Annotated in this window: 21 protein-coding genes and 2 pseudogenes; 11 read left to right on the top strand and 12 right to left on the bottom strand. The window is 38.5% G+C overall.

The genetic code is table 11. The features are described from left to right. Window positions 1-18: 18 nt before the first annotated feature. The 3 genes from BM098_RS05210 to BM098_RS05200 form a co-directional block, all read right to left on the bottom strand. Entirely contained in the window at window positions 19-753 is a 735-nt protein-coding gene (locus tag BM098_RS05210) for a GGDEF domain-containing protein (protein ID WP_234987418.1), read from the bottom strand. Window positions 754-804: 51 nt separating this feature from the next. Further along, a complete protein-coding gene (locus BM098_RS05205) occupies window positions 805-1,698 on the bottom strand; it encodes a hypothetical protein (protein WP_089831134.1) in 894 nt (297 codons plus the stop codon). A gap of 242 nt (window positions 1,699-1,940) precedes the next feature. Next, window positions 1,941-3,125, bottom strand: coding sequence for a dicarboxylate/amino acid:cation symporter (locus BM098_RS05200; RefSeq protein WP_089831132.1), 1,185 nt, complete (start codon window positions 3,123-3,125; stop codon window positions 1,941-1,943). A 296-nt stretch (window positions 3,126-3,421) separates the two neighbouring features. Between BM098_RS05200 and BM098_RS05195 the strand changes: the two genes are divergently transcribed. Then, on the top strand, window positions 3,422-4,159 hold the full coding sequence (locus BM098_RS05195) for an HIRAN domain-containing protein (protein WP_089831130.1): 738 nt from the start codon (window positions 3,422-3,424) through the stop codon (window positions 4,157-4,159). A 300-nt stretch (window positions 4,160-4,459) separates the two neighbouring features. On the opposite strand, the gene BM098_RS05190 is transcribed toward BM098_RS05195, so the two are convergent. The 3 genes from BM098_RS05190 to BM098_RS05180 form a co-directional block, all read right to left on the bottom strand. Further along, window positions 4,460-5,983 carry a cryptochrome/photolyase family protein gene (locus BM098_RS05190; RefSeq protein WP_089831128.1) on the bottom strand — a complete coding sequence of 508 codons (1,524 nt, stop codon included), beginning with the start codon at window positions 5,981-5,983 and terminating at the stop codon, window positions 4,460-4,462. Further along, window positions 5,984-7,432: a DASH family cryptochrome gene (locus BM098_RS05185; RefSeq protein WP_200795833.1), complete on the bottom strand. Its 1,449-nt coding sequence runs from the start codon at window positions 7,430-7,432 to the stop codon at window positions 5,984-5,986. Between the two features lie 319 nt (window positions 7,433-7,751). After that, the gene (locus BM098_RS05180; protein WP_159430115.1) at window positions 7,752-8,858 is read right to left on the bottom strand and encodes a putative manganese transporter; all 1,107 of its coding nucleotides are present in this window, start codon (window positions 8,856-8,858) and stop codon (window positions 7,752-7,754) included. Between the two features lie 265 nt (window positions 8,859-9,123). On the opposite strand from BM098_RS05180, the gene BM098_RS05175 reads away from it, so the two are divergent. The 3 genes from BM098_RS05175 to BM098_RS05165 are packed head-to-tail and all read left to right on the top strand — an operon-like array spanning window position 9,124 to window position 11,957. Then, a complete protein-coding gene (locus BM098_RS05175; RefSeq protein WP_089831121.1) occupies window positions 9,124-10,251 on the top strand; it encodes an NAD(P) transhydrogenase subunit alpha in 1,128 nt (375 codons plus the stop codon). Between the two features lie 3 nt (window positions 10,252-10,254). Further along, complete coding sequence (locus BM098_RS05170; protein ID WP_089831119.1) at window positions 10,255-10,560, top strand: NAD(P) transhydrogenase subunit alpha part 2; 306 nt, start codon at window positions 10,255-10,257, stop codon at window positions 10,558-10,560. Then, window positions 10,557-11,957, top strand: a complete 1,401-nt coding sequence (locus BM098_RS05165; RefSeq protein WP_089831118.1) for an NAD(P)(+) transhydrogenase (Re/Si-specific) subunit beta — start codon at window positions 10,557-10,559, stop codon at window positions 11,955-11,957. Before BM098_RS05170 ends, BM098_RS05165 begins: the two co-directional genes overlap by 4 nt. 91 nt (window positions 11,958-12,048) lie before the next feature. On the opposite strand, the gene BM098_RS05160 is transcribed toward BM098_RS05165, so the two are convergent. Beyond that, on the bottom strand, window positions 12,049-12,870 hold the full coding sequence (locus BM098_RS05160; protein ID WP_186819685.1) for a DUF4097 family beta strand repeat-containing protein: 822 nt from the start codon (window positions 12,868-12,870) through the stop codon (window positions 12,049-12,051). A gap of 5 nt (window positions 12,871-12,875) precedes the next feature. Then, window positions 12,876-13,046: a hypothetical protein gene (locus BM098_RS13410; RefSeq protein ID WP_234987417.1), complete on the bottom strand. Its 171-nt coding sequence runs from the start codon at window positions 13,044-13,046 to the stop codon at window positions 12,876-12,878. A 210-nt stretch (window positions 13,047-13,256) separates the two neighbouring features. Here BM098_RS13410 and BM098_RS13325 point away from each other — a divergent pair. Next, window positions 13,257-13,478, top strand: a pseudogene (locus tag BM098_RS13325) (GGDEF domain-containing protein); the annotation flags it as partial. Window positions 13,479-13,832: 354 nt separating this feature from the next. On the opposite strand, the gene BM098_RS05150 reads toward BM098_RS13325, so the two are convergent. The 3 genes from BM098_RS05150 to BM098_RS05140 all read right to left on the bottom strand — a co-directional run bounded on the left by BM098_RS05150 (window position 13,833) and on the right by BM098_RS05140 (window position 17,181). After that, window positions 13,833-15,356, bottom strand: coding sequence for a methyl-accepting chemotaxis protein (locus BM098_RS05150; RefSeq protein WP_089831113.1), 1,524 nt, complete (start codon window positions 15,354-15,356; stop codon window positions 13,833-13,835). Between the two features lie 208 nt (window positions 15,357-15,564). After that, a complete protein-coding gene (locus BM098_RS05145; protein WP_089831112.1) occupies window positions 15,565-16,209 on the bottom strand; it encodes a peroxiredoxin-like family protein in 645 nt (214 codons plus the stop codon). A gap of 261 nt (window positions 16,210-16,470) precedes the next feature. Next, entirely contained in the window at window positions 16,471-17,181 is a 711-nt protein-coding gene (locus BM098_RS05140; RefSeq protein WP_089831110.1) for an HAD family hydrolase, read from the bottom strand. A 213-nt stretch (window positions 17,182-17,394) separates the two neighbouring features. On the opposite strand from BM098_RS05140, the gene BM098_RS05135 reads away from it, so the two are divergent. The 5 genes from BM098_RS05135 to BM098_RS05115 all read left to right on the top strand — a co-directional run bounded on the left by BM098_RS05135 (window position 17,395) and on the right by BM098_RS05115 (window position 23,740). Then, window positions 17,395-18,153, top strand: coding sequence for a MurR/RpiR family transcriptional regulator (locus tag BM098_RS05135; RefSeq protein WP_089831108.1), 759 nt, complete (start codon window positions 17,395-17,397; stop codon window positions 18,151-18,153). Between the two features lie 123 nt (window positions 18,154-18,276). Continuing rightward, entirely contained in the window at window positions 18,277-19,881 is a 1,605-nt protein-coding gene (locus BM098_RS05130) for a PTS transporter subunit EIIC (protein ID WP_089831106.1), read from the top strand. Between the two features lie 21 nt (window positions 19,882-19,902). Next, a complete protein-coding gene (locus tag BM098_RS05125; RefSeq protein ID WP_089831104.1) occupies window positions 19,903-21,228 on the top strand; it encodes a 6-phospho-alpha-glucosidase in 1,326 nt (441 codons plus the stop codon). A gap of 135 nt (window positions 21,229-21,363) precedes the next feature. Next, entirely contained in the window at window positions 21,364-22,278 is a 915-nt protein-coding gene (gene gnd, locus BM098_RS05120) for a phosphogluconate dehydrogenase (NAD(+)-dependent, decarboxylating) (protein ID WP_089831102.1), read from the top strand. Next, on the top strand, window positions 22,268-23,740 hold the full coding sequence (locus BM098_RS05115; RefSeq protein WP_159430113.1) for a gluconokinase: 1,473 nt from the start codon (window positions 22,268-22,270) through the stop codon (window positions 23,738-23,740). The genes gnd and BM098_RS05115 overlap by 11 nt, the downstream gene beginning before the upstream one ends. Before the next feature lie 57 nt (window positions 23,741-23,797). Here the strand turns inward: BM098_RS05115 and BM098_RS05110 are convergent, their stop codons facing one another. After that, the gene (locus BM098_RS05110) at window positions 23,798-23,971 is read right to left on the bottom strand and encodes a winged helix-turn-helix transcriptional regulator (protein ID WP_089831096.1); all 174 of its coding nucleotides are present in this window, start codon (window positions 23,969-23,971) and stop codon (window positions 23,798-23,800) included. 393 nt (window positions 23,972-24,364) lie between these two features. Between BM098_RS05110 and BM098_RS05105 the strand changes: the two are divergent. After that, window positions 24,365-24,837, top strand: a pseudogene (locus BM098_RS05105) (hypothetical protein); the annotation flags it as partial.

Here is a 24,837-nt window from a genome sequence, read left to right as displayed (position 1 = left end):
TGGTATTAAACAAAATTTTCATATAGTATTACTTTCTGATTGAGAGAATGACAGTCGATTCTTCCCTTGTCGTTTTGCTTGATATAGTGCTTGGTCCGCACACTGTAGAATGTTCTCAGGTGTCGTGTGTTGATTTGTATCACACATCCCAACAGAGATGGAAGTGGTGAAGTTTTCCCCATTAAAAGAATGGGTATCATCATAAATATGTTGGCGAATATTTGTCATAATCTTTTTGGCATCAGTTAGCGCACAGTCTTTAAAGATAATCACAAACTCATCACCACCATAACGACAAAGAATGTCGGTCTTACGAATATATTGTTTGATTGTATCGGTGAGGTAACATAAGACGTAGTCACCGGCTAAATGGCCGTAGGTATCATTTAACGGTTTTAAATTGTCCAAATCAACAATCGCTAAGACGGACGTGTCATTAAGTTTCTTCAGTTGTTTCTGCAGATAATAATTGTTGTAAGCACCTGTAAGGCCATCAGTGATTGATTGCGTCATCGCTTGTTGTTTTAAGTCTCTTTCTTTTAGAAGTTTAATATCTTTTTCTAAAAACAGTACATACGTAATAATGAGCGGCAAGAAGCCAATCACAAAAATAATGAAAATAGGCGTAGATAATGAGTAATAACTGAGCTTAAACCCTTTGATCAGTGATAACATTCCTAATGTGAAAATGGTTGAATAGTGCAACAGCATTACAAAGACAATATTGTTTTGTTTGTAATGTCTAAAGGTCACGATTAATAAGAATAATGCGACCGCAATAATACTAAAGAAATAGTAATTGTATTAATATCTAAAATCAATCATATTCGTTGCAGTAAAGAAAATAATGAGATAATAAATCAGCTGCATGACCGGCAATGTTAGGACATACTTTTTCTTTAACAATGAATAGCTTGCTAGGCCATAAAAGAGAATACCAAGTGAGAGATTTAATAAGAAGAACTTTTTTATCACGAGATAATCAGTTAAAAGATAAGGCATCGTTAAGTAATCCCAGAGATAACCGCCCGTAAAGAGGGTCGCGAGACTGAGCCATAATAAGAAAGTATTGTCTTTCCGGTTAAAGAAGTAAATGAACAAGCTAAATAGCCCCGACATTATTACTAAGCCAATCCCAAGCGTGACTAATCGATCATTAAAAAGCCTGAGCACGCCAATGTTTCGATTGCCAGGTGTATTTTCTGAGATAATGACCGGATGAAAGGTCCCGGTTCGGTAACTGGCGTACGTTGTAATAGCAAGTGTGTTTTTGTCTTGGATTAATCCTTTCTCAATCGTTCCGTGAACAAACCCTGGCCGCAACATGCTGAGGCCCTCTGACATATCGCCTTCACTAACGATTAATTGATCATTAAAGTGTACAGTGATGGCATTGCTGTGGACGCTATTAATCACCAGTGTAAATAACTCCCCGTCTAGTTGACTAAAGTCTTCTTTAGCTAGGTCAATGGTGTAACGAAAGATATTTTCATCATCGTGAGACAATTCATATGTATTAAAATCTTGATCAAACGCTGTTGGTTCAATATGGATCGCATTTTCTGTTGTTAGAAAATCAAGCTGGCTCGTGTAGACCGTCAACAGTAAAAACGCCGCAATAATCACAAAATAGATGATTAAATAAATGACCTTATGACGACGACGCGTTGATAGCGATGGTAAGTCTGATTGGTTCATTGATACGCACCTTCTTTATAATAATGACAAGTAACTCATGATTAGTATAATGGATATTAATTCACCTGTATAGCATGGCTAGGTAAATGAAACGTCAAGGTGATAAGCTTAAACATAGTTAGGTAAGCATTATAAACAAACGGATCCACCGAGTAAGATTAGTTGTCTAATCTATTGTGAGATGGATCCGTTCTTGTTAGGGATACTTTTTCTAAGTTGTGTTGGACGAAAGCTGTTAAGTATTAAGCGTTTTGCTGGGCGTTTTTTTTACGCTTACTAACAAATGAATCAACAATGAGGGCAATCGCCCCGTCACCGGTGATGTTACAGGCGGTACCAAACCCATCCTGGGCCATGTATAACGCAATCATGAGGCCTGTTTGCGCTTCTGTGAATCCAAGGATAGAAGACAGTAAGCCTAAGGCAGCCATTACCGCACCACCTGGTACACCAGGTGCTGCGACCATGGTAATACCGAGTAATAGAATAAACGGTAAGAAGTCCGCAAATTGTGGTGTTTGGTCGCCAATAATTAATACCGCAACAGAACAAGCGACTAACGTAATCGTACTACCAGCGAGGTGAATCGTCGCCGATAACGGAATAACAAAATCCGCTGTCTCCTCACTCACATTATTACGCAACGCGCTGCGATACGTTACCGGAATCGTTGCGGCACTACTCATCGTGCCAAGGGCAGTAAAATAGGCCGGAATCATATTTTTAATCGCCTTAAATGGATTCATCCCGGTGCGTAAACTAGCCAGACTATACTGGAGCACAATGTAACCAACGTGCATAAGGACAATAAGAACAAATACTTGTCCGAAGACACCTAAAATATGAAAGGCTTCACCAGAAGCGGCCATATCCGCAAAAATACCAGCAATATGAAGCGGTAAGAACGGAATAATAATCTTATTAATGACTAAGATGATGATCTCGCGAAACTCATTCATGCCCCGAAACAGTAATGTATGCGAATGTTCGTGACGGATATAGTTAATACCAAGACCAAAGATAAAGGCGGTAATAAGTGCCGTCATCACGCCCATAATTGCAGGAATCTCTAACTCAATAATTGGACTTAAGCCTGACGCGCTAGCCTCTGATACAGCCCCACTTGTGATAATGGTTGGAATGACCATTATTGAAATAAAGAAGGCGATAATTCCTGCTGAAATCGTTGATAGATAAGCAAGACCTGCAGTTCCAGCGAGTAAGCGACCTGCTTTTTGACCGAGGTCAGCAATCCCTGGTACGATAAACGATATAATAATTAAAGGCACAATATAGCCTAGAAACTCTCCGAAGATATGGGTGAACGTATAAAGAATGTTGCCTATCCATTCAGGTAATAGAAATCCAACAAAAATCCCGCCTAATATCCCGATAATCAGACGTGGAAGTAAACCAATTTTTTTCATGCGAACTCTCCTCACTCTTTTTTTGCCTAATCTTGAAGCAAATCTTATCTTATCACAGATTATTCATACTCGAAAGAATTTTTCGACACTTTATCTGATTCGCTGATAAAGTGATGAGCCATCAAATGACGATGCATGTATTAAAAATAGAAATCTATATATTAATAAGTCGAATAACGTTATTATGTTTAGTATATAAAACAAGACCGAAGATCCGATCAGAACTAAAAAGGAATGAGGTGCTCAAAATTGCTACAATGAGACGAAAATGTTTGTTTAATTAGGGAGGAAACGAGATGTGCGAAACGCAAAAATTACTATTGTCCTGGAGGGGGCCTCAATCTAATCAACATTATTTTGTGGGTTGCTTAACGAGACAGGATGGTAAAAATGATAAACGGTATACGTTTAGCTATAATCAAACAATTGTAAAGGAAGCAGAAAAAGAAGGCTTTCGACCGTTGATTGGTTTGAGTGATTTAAATAAGGAATATACAAATGATAAGCTTTTCTCTATTTTTGAAAGAAGGTTACCAAACAAAAATCGACATGTTTTTCAACAATTTATGAAAGATCATCAGCTAAATGATGCAGATGAGGCGGCATGGGAATATTTAAAAGAAACAAAAGGAAAAACAGCGACCGATAAGCTATCCTTTTTAAAGCCGGTCTATAAACATAATGATACTTTAAGTTATTCAGGTGAGATTGCTGGGTGGTCATATACAAAGGGCCAGAATGAAAAACTTCAAGTTAATCAACCTGTTAAATTAATTATTGATGAGACTAATCCAAAAGATAGAAAAGCTGTAGAGGTTATTGATCAGGTTCATGGACATGTTCGTGTAGGATATATCCAAAAGCCTTTTAATCAGCTGTTTTTCAAGTTATTAGAGGCAGGTTATGATTTAGAAGGACATATCACATCAATAGATCCATCTGATAGCCGACCGACGCTAGGGATTGACGTAGCATTGCAAAATCAAATCATTGACTTCCAAGCTCTGAGTTACTTCATTGATGTTACGGATTAATTTATAAAGTACAAGCATGTTAAGCACCTTCTTAAATAAAAAGAAGGTGCTTATGTGTTATGAAAAAGATTTTTTAAAATGATCCCTATTATGTCACCATGTATTAGCGATAGAACATTGACATTTTCTCATACTTTTTGATTAAGATACAAAAAAATCCATCTGTTTCGGTCGCTATAACATTGTACCAAGTTTTTAAAGAACGTCACCCAGATAATCGCTCTTTTTACATGCCATGGTTAGATGATTCAATCTTTATAAAGTCATTTTAAAACCGAGTAATAGAGAAGGAAAGACTGATTATAATTGTCCTTGTTCAAGACGTTCTAAATGTAACCTTGCTTGGTTTTTTAGTTCTGCCTTTTCTTCAGCTGATTTTTTCTCAAGTAATCGGTACATCATTTTCATGCGGGGGTTACTGGCAAGAACATCTTCATGTACCATTAAATAATCCCAATAGAGGGAGTTAAATGGACAGGCGCGTTCGCCTGTTTTTTCTTTTACATTAAAGTAGCATCCTTTGCAGTAATTACTCATTTTGTTAATATATTGACCTGATGAGACATAAGGTTTTGTTGACATTAATCCCCCGTCGGCATAGAGTGCCATCCCTAACACATTCGGTAACACGACCCAGTCATGGGCATCGGTATACATCGTGTTGAACCACTCGGATACGTCTTGCGGGTTGATTTGTGCTAAATTGGCAAAGTTGCCAAGTACCATTAACCGTTGAATGTGATGACTGTAACCATATTCTATGACTTCCGTTACGGTTTGGTGAAGGCAATTCATCTTCGTTTCACCGTCCCAATATAGGCGAGGTAAAGGGCGTTTATGCTTAAGAAAATTAACATCTTTATACTCAGGCATCTTAAGTAAATAAACGCCACGCACATATTCACGCCAGCCAAGGATTTGGCGAATAAACCCTTCAACAGCGGCGAGTGGAGCTAATCCATCATGATAAGCTTGCTCTGCTTGATGAATCATCTCAAGCGGGTCCAGTAAACCAATATTAAGAGCACTAGATATGAGTGAATGAGACATGTACGGGTCCCCTTCGATCATTGCATCTTGATAATCACCAAAAGTGGCTAACCGCATTTGGATGAAATGCTCAGCGGCTTCTTGTGCTTGTTTTCTCGTTACTGGTAAAGTAAAGTTTTGTGTTGTACCGGGATTCATAGGAAATGTTTGATCAACTTTAGCAATCACAGCCCTTGTTTGTTCATCGGGTAAAAAGAGCAGCGGTTCGACAAACTGTAATCCCTTTTTAGGTGGTTTACGATTCTCACTATCATAACTCCATTTTCCGCCGATGGGTTGGTTCCCATCCATTAAGATTGAGAACTTTTTTCGCAAGTGACGGTACACGTTATCTAGCTTCCACGCTTTATTTCCTGGTAGTAACACTTCCCAGTCAGCTTCTTTAGTTATAAACAGCGACGCTTCAAGGGTCGTGACATGTCTGCCTTGTTCTTCTTGTCTAGCTTTCCATTTTCGGAGTAACTGGCGCATCGATTGATCTGTAGGTAAATGAAGGATGACTTCAGCAGGTTGATAGTCTTTTACGTGTGCGTCCCATCCTTCTTGGAAACTGTCGACTTCTCGGTAATCGACTTGATACCCTAAAGCCCTCAGCTCACGTGCGAAATGACGCATTGCTGAGAAAATTAAGACCAGCTTCTTCTTGTGATAATCTTTCCATACAGCGCGTGATTTGGCCTCAATGAGGAGAACCTGGTCGGTTGTTTGATTAATTTGAGATAAGCCTTTAAGTGATGTTGATAATTGATTCCCAAATAGCCATAATGTCTTCATTTACGTTCCCTTCTTTCGCTCTGCTTGTTCGTATCGCGCGCGTTGTTTTCTAGCCGATTCAGTTAAATCAACCAGCGGCTCTGGATAGTCTTCACCCAATGTCAGTTCATATTCAGCCCATTCGAAAGCTGTAAATGTAGGGACATCATAGACGCGTGACGATGGGATGTTTTTAAGTACTGGGAGCCAGTGTTTGGCGTAATCAGCTTTTGGATCATAATCTTTCCCTTGCTTTGTGACATTAAATATTCGAAAACCACGGGCGTCATTTCCAACTCCCGCGCTGTAGCACCAATTCCCATAATTACTTGATACATCATAATCGACTAAACATGATTCAAACCAGGCAGCGCCAATTCGCCAGTCAATGCCAAGGTTTTTAGTTAAAAAACTAGCAACGTTTTGTCTGCCTCTGTTAGACATATACCCGGTCGTTTTCAGCTCAATCATGTTGGCATCGACTAAGGGATACCCTGTTTTGCCATGAATCCAGGCTTGAATCTTTTCTTCATCCGCTGACCAGGGCATGGACAGTCCGAATAAGCCGTCTTGGTGAAACAGTTTATTTTTAAATTTTAGATGGACGAGGTAGAAATAATCACGCCATAACAGTTCAAAGTACAGCCAGTACGTTGACTTATTTTTGACGCGCGCGTTTTCATAACGCTTCAGTTGCCAATAGATAAAGCGCGGAGATAAACACCCATGAGCTAAATAAGGTGACAACTTCGATGAGTCATCCAGCTCTAGCATCCCGTTGCGCGTGTCTTTATAAGTGCTAATTCGGTCGGTATCATAGAAGTAATGCCTTAACCGCTTTTTTCCTTCTTTTGATCCTCCGTGATAAATAATTGTTTCAGGCGCTGCACCAACTCCTAAATCATATTCAGATGGAATCCTTCCTTCGGACGTTACCGGCACACCAGCGACCTTCATTGGCGTTGGTAACACCGGGCGCACTTGCGCCTCTTTTTCAATCAGTTTACGAAAGCTGGTATAAACATCCGGGAGCTCATCAATTGTAAAGGGTAAATCGTCCACATGATATAAATTGTGTCCGGTATAAGAAAAAAAGTTACGTGATGGTATGTTTTTCTTGACGGAATGTTCAACCTCTTGTTCTTCACTTCCAATTTCATGATGGTAATAAATAGCTTGAATATCAAGAGATTCTGATAGTTCAGGAATCACTTCTTCAGGCTTCCCTACTTTAACAATGAGTGACAATCCAATCTTGTTCATACTGTCTCTGAGGTTCTCGATGCTTTCAATTAGAAAGTGGGCGCGATGTGCGCCAGTCTTAGGAAAACCAAACGTTGTTGGTTGAAAATGTCTCGGGTCAAAACAATACACGCCAACGACAGGTAACCCTGATTGAGCCGCTCTTAATAAAGGCTCATGGTCATGGACGCGTAAATCATTGCGAAACCAAACGAGTGCACATGTCATATACATTCCTCCCTTGTTGTATAATAATTATACATTAGTTATACAACATTTGCATTTAAAAGTAGTTCCGAGCGATGAATTCCCCATCTAAAATGAAACAGAAGGGCATGATGGAAAGTAACCCTTCAAAAACCTGATTAAAAATAGCATAGTAGTTAAAAATAGCCGAACATCAATAGAGGTATGTCTATTGGTGTTCGGCTATTTAATTAAATCATTTTTTGTTTTTTTGATTAGTTACCATTAATCATTGCGAGGCAATGTATCGCATCGCAAGCATTTAAACGAATGCTTGCATAACTAGGTCTGTTGATAAATCTTATAGTTGAATGCCTAACGCTAGTAGAACATAACCAACAATAAGTGCGATTACTAGGCTAAGCCCTGTAATCAGTAAGGCATCTTTTTTATTTGCTGCAAATAGTGGAAAAATACCATCGCCACTTGTGGCAATCGCGGCAGCGACTAGAGCTGCGATTGGAAAGTTATTGATTGTTGTGAAGGCGACAGTAACAGAAATCATACCACCACAACCAGGCGTTGCCCCAATGATCGCGGCAATGATGACAACAATGAATGCAGATGAGGTCATCCACATATCGAATGTTTCTACTCCTACGACAACGTCAATAATATAGTTAGCAATGAATAAACCGATGAACACATAGACAATAACAGTTGCGATATCAGATACAGCATGTAACAAAGTTGATTTCGCACTGCTATTACAGGCACAATTATGTCCTTTATAGCTAAATTTATAAACAAAGAAATACAGGATAGAAAAAGCTGTAAGGGCTACAGCCACCCATTCAGCTACATCATCATAGCCAGCTATTTCTCCGCCCCAAAAGGCAGCGATTGATCCAGGCAGCAAGAAAATCGCCATAGCAATTATAATGTAAAAGCCAATCTGTTCGATGAATCGATGAACAACGCGTGTCACTTGCTTAGAATGACAACGCTCTTCCAGATGTGGAGCGGGAATCTCGCGAGTGCTGAATCTTATACCAAAAGCATCAATAAGATAACCTGAGATCAGCGCTACGATAATACCGATGACGTTCACAAAGACAAAGGCGCTCAAGTTCGCTGTTACACTTGCTTCATCAGAAGCACCTAATAAAACAAACGAGCCTTCACCTAAAGTTGCAATAAAAGTAGCGACCAAACCACCCAATGATATTTTTTGGTTTTTATACATCGAAGAGACAATGATGGTTGCTCCGCAACCAGGAATGGCACCTAAAAGGGCACCTATAACTGGATGGGCCCAGTCAGGTCCTAACTGTTTGTTACCTGATAGTTTCCCTTTAGTCGCAAATGTTATGAAACTAACACCGATAATTGAAATAGAAATATACCCACCGATCACCCCAGCCGCGCCAAGATTCTCTAAAAGAAAAGTCCATAAATCAAAAGTCATATGTTCTCGCATCCTTTTTAGTTTATTTGTTTAGTAAGTCATCGATATTATAATTGATAATGATTATCATTGTCAATAGCTAATGTTAATTAAAAACTGAATTTTCGCTCAAACATTCACAATATCTACGGCTTACTGTATTGACTTCCTAATACGATAATGTTAAATTACATTTAATTGACTGAAAATTCTGCGTTTTATTATTTAAAGGTATAAAAAGTAAAGGAACAGTTAACAGAGCAATCACCAGAAAGGAACAGAGCCCATGAAAATCGTTACGTTAAAAGAAAGTCGTGAACCACGCGTCGCGTTAGTACCTGATGCGGTTAAGAAACTATGTCATCTGGAAGGGATTGAGGTGGCAGTAGAAAGTCAGCTATCACTTATGATCACTGACCAAACTTACGAAGAGGCGGGAGCTGAAGTCGTAGAGAGTAGGCAAGCGTTGTTGGCGACTGCCGATATCTTTTTATCGGTAAATGCCCCATTACCTGAGGATATTAAACAAATGAAACAAGGGGCGTTATGCATTAGCTTTTTAGATCCGTATAACGACACGGAGCGGATTAAAGCACTACAAGCACGTGGTGTGAATGCGATCAGTATGGAGATGTTACCACGGACAACCCTCGCACAGAAAATGGATGCGATCAGTTCACAAGCCTCCCTTGCGGGATACGTCGCCGTTATTCTCGGTGCGAATAAATTAGACCGCATCTTCCCGATGATGATGACCCCATCTGGGACAATTCCACCGGCGAAAGTGTTTGTAATTGGCGCAGGTGTTGCCGGTCTTCAAGCGATTGCGACAGCTAAACGTCTCGGTGCGCGTGTTGAAGCCTTTGACACCAGACCAGTTGTTGAAGAACAAGTCACCTCTCTTGGCGCGAAATTTGTTAAAGTCGATTTAGGTGAAACTGGTCAAAATAAAGATGGTTATGCCAATGCTTTAACCGAAGAACAACTAAAAATCCAACAACAAGCAATGGCTAAAAGTTGTATGAATGCAGATTTAGTGATTACCACGGCCAAACTCTTCGGTAGAAAAGCACCCGTTATCGTAACGGATGATATATTAAAAGGTATGCGTGACGGCACGGTTATTATCGATTTAGCGGCCAGTTGTGGCGGGAATGTCGAAGGGACTGTTGTTGATGATACCGTCACTGTAAATGGTGTTGATATTGTTGGGTTGGATAACTTACCAGGTGAAGTCGCCTATGACGCTTCTAGTATGTATGCGAGTAACTTGTATCACTTAATCTCACATTTCTATGACCAAGAAACAAAAACCGTATCACTCGATCAATCAGATGAGATTATGAATGGCTGTCTCGTTGTGAAAGACGCTCAAGTAGTAAACGAACGACTAAAAGAAATTTATGGAGGGTAACTAATGGGTATGATGCTCGTGTTTGTTTTAATATTGGCTTCATTTTTAGGTTTTGAACTTATTTCTAAAGTACCAGCACAACTACATACACCGCTAATGTCAGGCTCTAATGCGATCTCTGGCATTACTGTTGTCGGGGCGATTCTTAGCTTGTCTGGGGCTTTTGTTGTTAGTAGTGATACGATGACAATCATCTTAGGAACGCTATCGGTGTTTTTTGCGACGATTAATGTCGTTGGTGGGTATATGGTCACCGACCGAATGTTATCGATGTTTAATACAGGTAAGAAGGAGGACCACGTGTCATGAGTGAAGCTATCATTAATGGATTATATATTATTTCAGCTATTTTCTTCGTCTTCGGATTAAAAATGTTAGGAAAAGCTGACCAAGCGAGAAAAGGGAACCTTGTCTCAGCTGTTGGGATGTTGATTGCAATTGTGACCGCACTTGTCAGCCAAAGTGTTTTAGAATGGCAGTGGATTGCGATTGGTATGATTGCCGGTTCAATCGTTGGTGCGATGGCCGCAAGGCTTGTGGCGATGACGGCGATGCCGGAGATGGTCGCTATATTTAATGGTTTTGGTGGCGCGGCTAGTTTACTCGTTGGTTGGTCAGAATATCATCGCTATACTGTTACTAATACGTATATGGATGCGGATGTCTTATCTTTACTTATCATTATTCTCACTATTGTGATTGGAGGGGCAACATTTACCGGGTCACTTGTTGCTTGGGGTAAATTATCGGGAAAACTCCCAAGTAAAGCCATTCAATACCCTGGGCAACAATTTGTTAATGTGCTGCTAGTCGCATTAATTATCGGTTCAGCGGCATTATTTGGTCCTTTACGCGAGTCATTGAGTATAGATAGTTACCTGTTAGTGATCGCAACGATTCTGGTCGCTTGTATTTTAGGGATTACCTTTGTTATTCCTATCGGTGGTGGGGACATGCCAGTTGTTATTTCACTGCTTAACTCATTTAGTGGGATGGCGGCGTGTGCGGCTGGTTTTGTTATTTCAAATAACGTCTTAATCGTCGCCGGGGCTCTTGTTGGCTCAAGTGGGATTATTCTAACGAATATTATGTGTAAATCAATGAACCGTAAATTAACAAATGTCTTGTTTAGTGGCTTTGGCGCTAGTAAGTCAAGTGCGGGCGGTGGCTTTCAAGGTGAAGCAAATCCAGTATCTGTTGAAGATGCTTACCTAATGCTTGAAGCGGCAAGCAATGTCCTTGTTGTCCCTGGATACGGTATGGCTGTTGCTCAAGCACAACACGCTATCCAAGAACTAGCCGATCAATTAGAAGCTAATGGTACGGAAGTGAACTTCGCCGTCCATCCAGTCGCAGGTCGGATGCCTGGGCATATGAACGTTTTACTCGCAGAGGCGAACGTGCCTTATGAACAGCTCAAAGAAATGGATGATGTTAATCCAAATATTGAAAACGTTGATATTGCGATTGTGATTGGGGCTAATGACGTCGTTAACCCAGCCGCGAGAACGGATGAGACATCACCGATTTATGGTATGCCCGTGATTGATGTCGATAAAGCTCGCACGGTCATTGTGATGAAACGTTCCATGAAGCCTGGTTTTGCAGGAATTGATAATCCACTCTTCTTTAATGACAATACCCGGATGTTGTTTGGTGATGCGAAGAAGTCAACGCAAGGCTTAGTAGCTGAATTTAAAGGATAGTGTTTAGATCATAAACTAGGTAACATGAATCATCTATTGATGCTTATAGAGAAAACGCGCCTTCTGGATAATCAGAAGGCGCGTTTTAAGATTAATGATATTCAAGTGAGATCTGACCCAAGTCAACACTTGCGTCTAACTTTGGACCGTTTGTCCCTATCCTGCTTTGCCACACTTGAATCGTGTCAACATCAGCAGTGTTCAAACCTTCAGTTTGGATCTCGCCTAAATCGACATCAAGCGTTATATTATAGTCTTTAGGCATTGTTTCAGTCATAATATTAATTGCTCCAAGTGCAACTTCAGCTGTTATGTCTTCTTCAAAACGCAATAACTGAAGGTCGACTTCACCGATATCTGTCGTAGCTAACCACTCACCCATACCACCAGATACAGATATCTGACCAATGTTTATCTCAACAGAAGCCGTATCCGTTTTAGTTTGAGACACAGTGACGGCTCCGACATTGTTTTTTGCAGTAAGGCTATCGACTTGAACCCCGTCTATATCGATGTCACCAACTGCTAGCTTTATATTTAGCTGGTTATACACTTCTTCTGGTAAAGTGATAATCAGTTGCGGTCGGTGACTACCGAAGAGATTAAAACGACTTAAGTTAAACACTCGGTCCTGGTCGAGCAAGATCGATAATCGTTCGGATTCTAATTGGACGGATAAATCCGCTGTATCTTTGTCACTAACTAAGATATGAATATCGTCATCTGAACTCGGCTCAACTATAAGAGAGCCGGCGCTTGCTTCAATATAAATATCAGCGACCGTATCATTGATTGTGTCAGTTTCATTCATCGTCGTCTCACCACTAGAGCTGGTAAAAGGAGCACCGAAGAAATATAATCCGGAGATGCCTAAAATAATGAACAGTAGACCTAAACGCATTGTTGTTTTCAACATCCTCACCCCTTTACCCAATCTGATAAGACTTGACTATATTTTTTAATCAACATGACACTGCCTTTTGACAGGAGATACCAAAGGCTTGAGGCGATCAGTGTTGTACCAATCACGATGAGTAACCAAGATAACTCCGTGAGTAACAGTGCAGGTGTGCGCCACAATAAAGACAAGCCCCAAATGACTGGGGCTTAAAAAGCCTGTCGCAATTAGTACCCCGAAAAAGCCATAAACAGGGCCAATTACAAAAATAATGTTAACGATAAGTACAATAAGCAACCGCCCAAGGTGGGTTGTTTTTTATTTTGGTTGATCGGCATAAGTTCCTGAATTGTAAAGTCAAATGCATAAACTTTTTAAAAAAATGATATTTACAAGGTACCACGAGCAAAACCGGTAAGAAAAAAGCCGAACAATTAAAAGACGTCTTAAGAGAACGACCACTCACTCAACAAAATGTCATCATCCCGGTAGAAATAAGTATGGGTGTTACCGATACCATCATAAGTGAAGCAACGACGTTTAAAGAATTATTCAAATTCGCGGATCATGCTTTATACGAAGCAAAACGAAAAGGAAAGAACCGAATATGTGTCACTGTTTAAATTTGTGAGTTTCGACCTATCATACATGGTGAATAGCAAACTAAAAACGCTCAGAATATTTTCTGAGCGTTTTTAGCGTGCTATCTAACTTTTTCACTTGTTCTTTTCGTTCATCTTTCGCTTTACTCCAAACATATATAGCAACAGCTCAAAAATAACGTAACTAACCACTATTGTGATGAAGAAAGAAACATGTCGTTGGATAATCAAAAAATACAGTGAAAGAATTAGAAAAGTAGAAACAATCAATTGATACAATTTCCGGTTCATCTTATCACTCCTACTGTGATTATCACATATAGAAACAAACATAACAACCTATTAATGTTACTTCGATTGAGTGTCTAGTTGCGTTTACGACGCTTTTAAATCCACAATTAATTTGTTTAGCTGATCCACTTGTTGATTTAAGAAATCTGCCATCTTATTTGTTTCACTAATTAAGTCATTTTGATGCGTCACTTTTGTTTCAACATCTTCGGCATAATTAGCAGTTTCTGAGGCAATCTTCGTTAATTGATCAACGGTTTGTAACACTTCATCAGCATTTGCTGATATTTCTTCAGTCGTTGCGGCTGTTTCGTTGACCTCACGGTCGACGTCTTTAGCAGCGGTGATAATTTTTTCGAATTTATCACGAATACCTTGAATCGCCGCTTGTGTTTTAGATAATTCACTTGTACCAGAGGCCATGGAGTTATTGGCTTCAGTGGCATCTTTTTGAATATCCGCAATAATCGTCGTGACTTGTTCGGCAGAACTTTCTGTTTGTTCGGCTAGTTTTCTTACTTCATCAGCTACAACCGCAAAGCCTTTACCCGCTTCTCCGGCTCGAGCGGCTTCGATCGCAGCATTTAAGGCAAGTAAATTCGTCTGATTTGAAATATCGGTAATCACCGTAATAATGTTTTCAATATTTTTTGAGCGTTCTGTCAGTGATATTAGAATCTCAGATAGCTGCTTAAAACTTGTGTTAAAACTATTCATCTGACTAGCTGTCTCAGATAGCATCGTATGGCCTTCACTTGATTCCTCCATCATTAAGCGCGACGCATCTACGATTGAGCTGGTGCTGGTTGCGATATGATGAATGGCCGATGTGACATCGGCTAGTTTTTCAATGCTAGAATCAGCCCCTGTGATTTGTTTATCAGCCCCTGTTCTAACAGCTTGAATCGCTGTCGTAATATCACTAGATACAGCCAGTGTTTCTTTACTATTTGTATTCAACACTTTCGCACTATCGTAGACATGATTACTCGTATTTGATAATTGTTCAACGACACGTTTAAAGATAGTTTCATTGTCAGCATTCACGGCTTCGAGTGATTGGACTTGTTTTTCCTTCGCACGAATTTGTATCACAGTTGCACCGGCTGTCACAAGTAAAAAGACCGCATGAATCAACACCATCACAAAAGTGTATGAATCAACGCCATAGACAAAGACAGTAACGGCGGGTACAAAAAAACCAAGTAAATGCTGGATGACAAAGATGCTTGTCATCGTGATAACTAATGTAACCTGTTCATAATATGCCAGCATCGCTACAACCATAAATAGAGAGAAGTGGTATTCCACGCGGCCTTCCCCGCCCATAATCGTTGAAATACTCGCAAAGGTTAAGGTAAGCGTTACAAAAAGCGCGAGAGCTTTATGATCAGGTTTTACTTTAAATAAAATCAAAGAAATGATAAATAAAATAATGGGAATAGTTAAAAAAACCATTGAAACAAAGTTGAAGTAGTCAGGTTTTGTCATCATGTCTCCGTGCATATTCACCATTTCAATTAAATTGTAGGCATGGAGAATATGTACAGTGCCCATAATGATGAGGGTGATCAATGATAAACCTAACATTAATTTGTGTTTGTGCATGTTGGTCCTCCTTAAGCATAGTCAATATAAATGCAGTACAACTACTATATCGGCAGTCTCAGCCAAATGGTTAAGTCATAGCGAACAAACCATCCTTTAACCAACACCAAATATTAGACAACAATAAAACCGTCCCCGTAGATCAGTTAAGCTAATCTATGGGGGCAGTTCGAAATGATAGTTAATAGTATATGTGGTTATTTAAATCTCAATACTTTGAGGCGATTTCAATAACCTTTGCAGGTTCTGTACGCTGAGTATAATCGGAATTCACTTCCGCAAAAACAATTTTTCCAGCAGTGTTAATGACAAATGTAGCTGGTTTTGGCAGCTCCCAATCTTGATTGCCATTATGACTTGCGACATCTAATCCAGATTGCTGATACATTTCAATCAAATAATCTGGCATGGAGAAAACTAAATCGAACTTCTTAGCAACAATATTATCTTTATCACTTAGTACTATAAATTCAAGTGCGTTTTTTTCTTTAGTTGATAAAGAAGCATCAGGTGTTTCTGGAGAGATTGCTATTAATGTAGCACCTGCGTCTTTAACTGCTTGTAATTCTCGTTGATACGCATTTAACTCTAAATTGCAGTACGGGCACCATCCACCTCGATAAAATGTCAGAATAACCAGTCCATCTTCAAGGGTATCCATTATAGAAATAATTTCCCCTGTAGCATCTGGGAGTTGAAATTCTGGTACTTGATCACCTTTTTCAAGCCCCAAGGCTTTTTGGGATTCCTCTAATTCTCTAGTAGCCTTTGCATATAATTGCTGTTTTTTCTCCGACGCATTTTGTTTAAATTGTTCTTTAAGCTGCTTAATATCTTCAAATAAAGATGTCATAGTGATCTTTCCTTTCTAAAATAGTTTTATGATGAAATCTGATAACCCCTATCATTGAGTGGTAAATTGTGAGTTTATTGTTTAGAGGCATTTTAAAATAGTTACATGTTTATTCGAATAATACACCTTTTTGTAGAAAATATCCATTCTAAGCCCTTTTTAATAATCAATATAAAGGTGAATCAGTTACTATATCGACACAATCTGCCGAACGTATGATCATTCTCACCGTGGTTGGAGGGGGCGAATGAAATAGCTAGATTAATTAAAGCGTTGTGTAAAGTAGTGATACAATGCTTCGGCACTGATAATTTCTTTATCAGCCGTATAAGGGCTCATTGGATTGGCCTGACGCAGGCGGTGATTCATCCATACTGCTTCCCACCCTGCTTGTTTAGCTCCAATAATATCTTTTTCAAAGGAATCACCCACATAAATTGTTGACGCAGGTTGTGTTGGTAATTTGTTTTCAATGATATGAAAAATTTCTGGATTGGGTTTCGCAATCCCGTAAGTACCTGAGATAAAGGTGTTTTCTTTTGGTATCCACTTTTCTAACTGTAGCTGATCAATCTTCATTGACTGATGCGCGACTTCTCCGTTTGTGAGAATAGCTAACGTCACGTCTTTAGTTTTTAAATAATCAAGTAAGGTTTCGACTTCTGGAAAAAGGGTGATTTTTCCTTGCGCGCGTTTATATTGCTTATGAAATTCTAGAGCTGGATCGTCATCAATATCAATGCCAAAGTCTTGAAGCGCTAATTTATAACGCCCTACTTGCCAATCAAGGACAGTAATTTCCCCGCGTTCACTTTGGTCAAATAGTGTTTCACTATAGTTTCTACTTGCGCGATAAATACGATCTATTTGATCGTAGCTGTATGTGTCATTAATTAATTGTTTAAATGTCTCGTGAAAAGATAACGCTTGGTCATATAAAGTATCATCAACATCAAAAATAATCGTAGTCATGGTTCTCCTCCTATTATTTGTGTATATAAGCCATCATATCAGAAGAACGATTATTATAAAATTGACAAATATAAAATGATAGCGCTAGTATATAAGTATCAAAATGTATGAGCTGTTAAAAAAGGCTTTTGTGAGAGCGATTTCATTATGGGCGAAGGTCTACGATGATATGGTTAGAGTGGAAAATAAAAATCTACATGAAGGAGACTAAATGTGATAGATATAAATAAGATAACGCAAGGGAAAGACTTAACCGATCTGGATGAAAAGTTATTAACGTATATTTTAAGTAACATGGATACCGTCTTACAAAAAGGCGTTAGACAAATAGCAAAGGAGAACTACACCTCTCCAGCGACAGTAATAAGGTTGTCAAAGAAATTAGGTTACAACGGCTTTATAGATTTATACTATCAGTTATTGCCGATGGTTAATACGAAAACAGAATATATTGAAGATGATTTAGACTTTTTTAAATTAGATCATGGGTTATTACTTCAATACAATACGGTAGAAGATATGGATATATTCATAAAGAAGGTTTTGTGTCTAGATCAAGACTTTATTTTCATTTATGCGGCAGGCTTCTCATCAATTGCAGCTGAATACATGTACAAAAAATTACTTTTACTCGGGAAGAAAGTCATCATTGCTACGACATTAGACTCTGTAGGTGTATTAGAAAATAATATAAAAAACATTGGTGCCTTTGTATGTTTTTCAAAATCTGGAGAAACCAAGAGTGTATTAGAAAAGCTGGAAGCTGTTAAGAAAGAAGGTATATTTTCTGTCTCTTTTACTAGGGAAATTCCTAATAGAATCGGTGAGTGTAGTGAATTAAATTTTAAGATTACTGATCAAAATAAGCTAGATGACCGTAATCTGTTACCCAATACTTTTTTCCCTTTTGTCTTGTTATTGATTGAGTATTTGTTGAGTCGATATTTAACAGAAATACATGAAGTAGAATAATTTAGATACTCTGAAACGTGTTTCATCTTGATGAAACACGTTTTTCAATTGCTTGAAAGCCTTTTCTAAACGAGGTAAACCCGCTAGACTAAGGTTAACTTATTAAACATTGGAGGTATAGAAATGAAAGAAAAAGTCATGGGAATTATGCAACGTTTTTCAAAAGCTATGTTCATTCCAGTATTAATACTACCTATTGCGGGTATTTTAATTGCGATTGGGAACCTATTCACTAATGCAAGGTTACTCGAGGTTATTCCGTTTTTAGACAATCCTATCACTACAGGGTTTGGTACGATTCTTTCGGGATCACTTGTATCCATTTTAGTAAATTTAGGTCTTGTCTTTGCGGTTGGTTTAGCCGTAGGGCTTGCTAAAAAGAAAAAGTCAGAAGCAGGTTTTATTGCAGTACTGGGTTATTTAGTATTCATTAATGCAATGAACCGTTTTATGGATTTACAAGGGATATTAGTTGATGGGGATTTACAAGGGACCGGACAAACACTTGTTTTAGGAGTGCAAGTGTTAGATATGGGCGTGTTCTTAGGTATTTTCCTTGGTATTGTCACAGCTTTTGTCCATAACCGCTATGCTGAAAAAGAATTTGATAATGCTTTTCAAATTTATGGAGGTACACGTTTTGTCTTCATCGTACTTATTCCAGTTGTTGTCATCTTAGCTATTTTATTCACTTACATATGGCCGTTTTTCCAAATGGGAATCAGTAATTTAGGTGAACTCATTAATCAAAGTGGTAACTTTGGGATATTCTTATATGGATTACTAGAACGACTATTGATTCCTACAGGATTACACCATTTAGTATATACACCGTTCTTGTATACAGAGCTAGGAGGCGTTGCCGAAGTTGCTGGAGAAGTGTTTGAAGGTGCCCGAAATATTTATTTCGCTGAGATTGCTAACCCTAATGGTGGATTACTTGCGCCAAGTGTCATTTGGGATGCGCGGGGCATATCAAAAATGTTTGGTTTAATTGGTGCCTGTTTAGCGATGTATCATACAGCTAAACCTGAAAATAAAGCTAAAGCCAAAGCTATTTTAATTCCAGCAGCCGTGACGTCATTTATTGCTGGTGTCACTGAACCTATTGAGTTTTCTTTCATGTTTGTTGCTCCGATATTGTTTGTTGTACACGGTGTGTTAAGCGGGTTAAGTATGGTTGTACTAAATATCTTTAATGTTAGAGCCATTGGCCCAAATGGATTTATCGATTTTCTCCTGTACAATGTGCCATTAGGAACAGAAAGAACAGTATGGCCGATGTACATTGTTGTTGGATTGATCTTCTTTGTTATTTATTATTTCCTATTTAGATTCTTGATTACGAAATTTAATTTTAAAACGATTGGTAGAGAAGTAGGTAATCAAGAAACTAAATTATACTCTAAAAAAGACTATAAAGAAAAAAAGACGAAAAATGATAGCGAACAAAAGGATAATGAAGAAGCCGATCTTGGACTTGCTCATCTTATTGTGGAAGCACTTGGTGGCGAAAATAACATTAAAACGGTCACAAACTGTTATTCACGATTACGTTTAACAGTAGATAATCCCGAAAATGTCGATGAACAAGTGTTAAAAAATGAAACTGGCGCAAGCGGGGTTATTAAAAAAGGTGAGAATATCCAAGTCGTTTACGGCTTGCAGGTTACAAAAATACGTAAATCCGTTGATCATGTTTTAAATAGAGAAACAACAGAAGAATAGAAAAGAAAGGAATGATTTAATATGAAGAAATTTTCAGTTGTAATTGCAGGGGGAGGAAGTACATTTACACCAGGGATTGTTATGATGATGTTAGAAAACCGTGATCGTTTCCCTATGCGTGAATTAGTATTATATGATAATGACAAAGAACGACAAGCGGTGCTAGGTGAAGCACTCAGTATTCTTATTAAAGAGCAAGCTCCAGAGTTAAAGTTTTCTTATACAACCAATCCAGAAGTTGCTTTTACTAATCGTGACTTCTGTATGGCACATATTCGTGCAGGGCAATATAACATGCGTGAAAAAGATGAAAAGATTCCACTAAGACATGGTGTTATTGGACAAGAAACGTGTGGTCCTGGTGGTATAGCTTACGGTATGAGAAGCATCACAGGTATGCTAGAAATTATTGATTATATGGAAAAGTACTCACCAAATTGCTGGATGTTAAACTATTCAAATCCAGCTGCAATTGTAGCTGAAGCCTGTCGTGTTTTACGTCCAAATGCAAAAGTGTTAAATATCTGTGATATGCCAGTGGGAACGTTAAGACGGATGTCACAAATTATTAATAAACAGCCACAGGATTTAGAAGTGCGTTACTTTGGTTTGAATCACTTCGGTTGGTGGACAAGTGTTAAAGATAAAGAAGGTCATGAATATCTTGATGAAATTAAAGACTATGTTGCTGAAAATGGCTATTTAACGCAAGTTGAAGTAGATACACAACACATGGATCCTAGTTGGCAAGAAACACACAAAAAAGCTAAAGATTTATTAGCGATTAATCCAAGATATTTGCCTAACACATATTTAAAATATTATCTCTATCCGGATTATGAAGTGGCTCATTCAAATCCTGACTTCACGAGAGCAAACGAAGTGATGGAAGGGCGAGAGAAACAAGTCTTCACAGCTGCAAGAGAAATTATTGAAAAAGGAACAGCTGAAAATAGTAATTTCCATATCGATAGCCATGCTTCATTTATTGTCGACCTTGCTCGTGCGATTGCGTTTAATACGCATGAACGAATGTTGATGATTGTTGAGAATAATGGGGCAATCGCAAACTTCCCTGATGATGCCATGGTTGAGGTACCTTGTATCGTTGGCAGTGATGGTGTCGAACCGTTAGCTCAAGGGAAAATCCCCAACTTTGAACAGGCTTTAATGTACCAACAAGTAACGGTAGAGAAATTAGTAGTAGAAGCTTATATAGAAGGTAGCTATCAAAAATTATGGCAAGCATTGACACTTTCTAAAACGATCCCAAGTGCAAAAGTTGCAAAAGATGTGTTGGATGATCTAATCGAAGCAAATAAAGATTATTGGCCAGAATTAAGCTAAAGCTAGATGGTTGATTATGAAGAAAGAGGCCTCTTGTGAAGCGGTCTCTTTCTTTAAACGTGCCAATAAGGGAAGAGGACATTTAGTATCGATCATGGCAAAGGCTTAACTATAAAGAACACGAGGAGTATCAAAATGAAAATAGGTATGATAGGTCTAGGTAAAATGGGATTTAACTTGGCAAAGAATCTGAATGATCATGAGATAGATGTATATGGGTATGACATTGACCAGACAATGAAAGGTGAAGTGGAAGGGGCAAATATACAATTCACGTCATCAATTGATGCGTTATTACATCATTTAGATGATGAGACGAAAACAGTATGGATGATGCTTCCTGCGGGTGAAATTACTGAGGCAACTTTCACTAAATTATTAAATAAATTAAATAAAGGTGACCGAATAATTGATGGGGGGAATGCCCACTTTGAGGACTCCAAGCGCCGCGGGGAACTGTGTGGAAAACAAGGTATTCACTTTTTTGATGTGGGGACCTCTGGTGGTATTTCTGGTGCTCGAAAGGGTGCTTGTATGATGGTTGGTGGTGACAAACAAGCATTTAAAGAAATAGAACATATCTTTCAAAAAATAAATGTAGATAAGGGCTACTTATATACAGGACCAGCTGGGAGTGGCCACTATTTAAAAATGATTCATAACGGTGTGGAGTATGGTATGATGCAGGCGATTGGGGAAGGGTTTAATTTACTAAATCACTCAGAATATTCATATGACCTTGAGAAAGTTGCTACTGTTTGGAATCATGGCTCTGTGATTCGAAGTTGGTTGATGGAGTTAATGGAAGAAGCATTTAAAAATGGTAATATCGATGAGATTGAAGGTGTTATTCAGTCCTCAGGTGAAGGGAAATGGACGGTAGAAGAAGCGCTAAGATTACAAGTTCCTATGCCAGTCATTTCTCAAGCACTAATGGTAAGATTTATGTCACTTGATCAAGAAAAATACGGAGAAAAACTTGTGGCCGCTTTACGTCAAGGTTTTGGCGGCCATGCGGTAATTGAGAAGAGGCAGTCTATTGAGCGCTAGATATACATTGGGCTTAGACATTGGAACCACTAATAGTAAAATTGTGTTATACAATGAACGATTAGAAGTTATTGATAGTGCTTATACAGAAAATAACACATATCGTGATCATTTAGGGATGGCAGAACAGCAAGCGGATGAGATTTATCTTGGGATTAAAAAAATAATTAAGGATATAATCGGTCGACATATTGAGATAAAAGGTCAGATTCAATCACTGTCTTTATCTAGTGCCATGCATAGTGTCTTACTTATTTCTGATGATGACACACCTTTATCGCCACTATATACATGGGCAGATAACCGATCCAACGGTACTTTAAAAGAAGTGAGGAATGAAGGAGACTTAGACTGGATTTATCGTCGCACCGGAACCCCCATTCATTCTATGTCACCATTTAGTAAGTTAATCTGGCTGAAAAAGACTCAGCTTGGGATTTTAGAAGAAGCCAAAAAGATTGTAGGAATAAAAGAATACGTCACATATAAATTAACAGGTGAGTGGAAAGTTGATTATTCAATTGCTTCTGCGACGGGATTACTTAATTTAGAACAATTAGATTGGGATGATGACATATTAGAAATGGTTGGCATTAACTATGAGTCATTGTCTGAACCAGTTGATACAAATTATTTATTTTCTGAAAAAAATCTAAAAGAACTTGAAGAATTAGGATTCAATCATCCTTTGGCTATTCATATTGGGGCAAGTGATGGTGTTTTATCAAACGTTGGTCTTGGAGCAATAAATCAAGGTGAAGCAGCGCTTACTATTGGAACGAGTGGTGCCATTCGAGTTATTAGTGATGAGATTAAATTAGATGATCAAGGTCGTACGTTTTGTTATTATCTAAAGAAAGATACGTGGGTCATTGGAGGCGCAGTCAATAATGGGGGCAATACACTAGAGTGGCTCTCAACATTATTTGAGACGACTAATTTAGATGAGTTAAATGCACGTGCTGAAGAAGTATCTGCCGGATCTGATGGGGTGTTATTTTACCCTTATTTAAATGGAGAACGTGCACCTCTTTGGGATGCATCAGCAACAGGCCATTTTATCGGTATCAAGCCAATTCATATAAAAGGTCATTTTGTTAGAGCTGTTATGGAAGGGGTCATGTACAATATTTATGATGTGTATCAAGTTCTCACAAATTTAGTAGGAGATATTTCAACAATTAAAGTGACGGGAGGGTTTTTAAAATCCGATTTATGGAAGCGAATTGCGGCGAATGTTTTTAATCATGAACTTATTGAAAGTGACCGTATTGAAAGTTCATGTTTAGGAGCAGTCATCCTCAACATGAAGGATATTCAAAGTGACATAACATCTAAGGAACAAAGTATTAAACCGGATCAAAAGGAAGTAGAACGTTATAGTCAGGCTTTAGCTGTTTATCAAGAGTTATTCCAGCCGATTCTTGCAATCCACGCTTTAAAATCTAAGAGAGTGGAATAGATGATATAAATTATTTCCATACTAAAAATGTATGTATAATAACTACCAAAGCGTGAGCTAATGAGGATGACTCAAATGGCTCACGCTTTTTACTAATAAGTACGAATCGTTTAACAACATCCACCATTGTTCAATCGATTTTAAAATTGGTTCCATTGACCGACCTTGATCAGTTAAGGCATATTCAATCACAACGGGTGTGTCTGGAATGACGTCACGTTCGACTAACACTTTTTTTGTGGTTTAAAATCTGTGAATAGGTAAAAGAATGATTCTAAGCCGGCATTCACCAAGGAAATATTGTGGTTAAAAGACAGGTGGGCGGGTAAATATTGATAAAGGTACTTAAATAGAACGGGTGAGTCTTGTTGAATGCTATCATACGTTTTTTTAATCAGCCGTATGCGATGCAATTGTTAGTTGCTATCATCGGTATAATCGTGATTCTTATTATTTAGAAGATTTATCGTATTAAGGCGAGAAGACACCTTCCTCAAGTGCGTCAGCACTAGGTGGGTGATGAATCGTTTGTTTTGAATATTTTTGAAGTGACAAACATATATTCTACATGGTATAATTAAAGCACTAACAATAACCGTCACAAAAAAAGAGAGGGTGTGTATCATGGGCATGAAGACCATTTTTTCAAATCGCTTATATAAGCATAAAATCGACCATGATTTTGTGATGTCCATGGCTCACATCCTTCGGGTGTTTAATCAAGCCAAACATTTTCGCTATCAAGCGGAGGTCCGCGAGCTTAGGGGCTCGAAAGCGAAAAGTTCCGTCTCCATCCATCAACGTTTAAAGCAACGTTACGGATTAAATGATTATTATGCGAACAGCGCTGTTCAAGAAGGACGCGCGCTTTTATCCGCACAAAAAGAATTAAAGAACGTGTACATGCGTAATAAAAAAGAACAAATCAGCGCTATTAAAAGAAAAATAAAAGCGACGAAGGCGCGCTTGACGACACTTCAAAAAATAAAAGGCTCTTTTGTTAAAGGAACACCGCTGTTCAATAAAACATCACGTGAACAACAAAAAGGGGCCTTTTTTGTTGTGACATATAAGTATTCCACACGCTTATTTTACTG

Source organism: Halolactibacillus halophilus (assembly GCF_900115605.1).
In the GTDB taxonomy this organism is placed as follows: Bacteria; Bacillota; Bacilli; order Bacillales; family Amphibacillaceae; genus Halolactibacillus; species Halolactibacillus halophilus.
Note: the sequence above shows the minus strand (reverse complement) of the source record. Positions and strands in the feature narration are given on the sequence as shown.

What these genes read in the sequence shown, in the direction of transcription:
- BM098_RS05145 (WP_089831112.1), bottom strand. Translation starts at nt 16,209, where the DNA reads ATGACATCTTTATTTGAAGATATTAAGCAGCTTAAAGAACAATTTAAA.
- BM098_RS05200 (WP_089831132.1), bottom strand. Translation starts at nt 3,125, where the DNA reads ATGAAAAAAATTGGTTTACTTCCACGTCTGATTATCGGGATATTAGGC.
- gnd (WP_089831102.1), top strand. Translation starts at nt 21,364, where the DNA reads ATGAAAATAGGTATGATAGGTCTAGGTAAAATGGGATTTAACTTGGCA.
- BM098_RS05180 (WP_159430115.1), bottom strand. Translation starts at nt 8,858, where the DNA reads ATGACTTTTGATTTATGGACTTTTCTTTTAGAGAATCTTGGCGCGGCT.
- BM098_RS05175 (WP_089831121.1), top strand. Translation starts at nt 9,124, where the DNA reads ATGAAAATCGTTACGTTAAAAGAAAGTCGTGAACCACGCGTCGCGTTA.
- BM098_RS05185 (WP_200795833.1), bottom strand. Translation starts at nt 7,432, where the DNA reads ATGACATGTGCACTCGTTTGGTTTCGCAATGATTTACGCGTCCATGAC.
- BM098_RS05195 (WP_089831130.1), top strand. Translation starts at nt 3,422, where the DNA reads ATGTGCGAAACGCAAAAATTACTATTGTCCTGGAGGGGGCCTCAATCT.
- BM098_RS05170 (WP_089831119.1), top strand. Translation starts at nt 10,255, where the DNA reads ATGGGTATGATGCTCGTGTTTGTTTTAATATTGGCTTCATTTTTAGGT.
- BM098_RS05150 (WP_089831113.1), bottom strand. Translation starts at nt 15,356, where the DNA reads ATGCACAAACACAAATTAATGTTAGGTTTATCATTGATCACCCTCATC.
- BM098_RS05130 (WP_089831106.1), top strand. Translation starts at nt 18,277, where the DNA reads ATGAAAGAAAAAGTCATGGGAATTATGCAACGTTTTTCAAAAGCTATG.
- BM098_RS05125 (WP_089831104.1), top strand. Translation starts at nt 19,903, where the DNA reads ATGAAGAAATTTTCAGTTGTAATTGCAGGGGGAGGAAGTACATTTACA.
- BM098_RS05190 (WP_089831128.1), bottom strand. Translation starts at nt 5,983, where the DNA reads ATGAAGACATTATGGCTATTTGGGAATCAATTATCAACATCACTTAAA.
- BM098_RS05205 (WP_089831134.1), bottom strand. Translation starts at nt 1,698, where the DNA reads ATGAACCAATCAGACTTACCATCGCTATCAACGCGTCGTCGTCATAAG.
- BM098_RS05140 (WP_089831110.1), bottom strand. Translation starts at nt 17,181, where the DNA reads ATGACTACGATTATTTTTGATGTTGATGATACTTTATATGACCAAGCG.
- BM098_RS05165 (WP_089831118.1), top strand. Translation starts at nt 10,557, where the DNA reads ATGAGTGAAGCTATCATTAATGGATTATATATTATTTCAGCTATTTTC.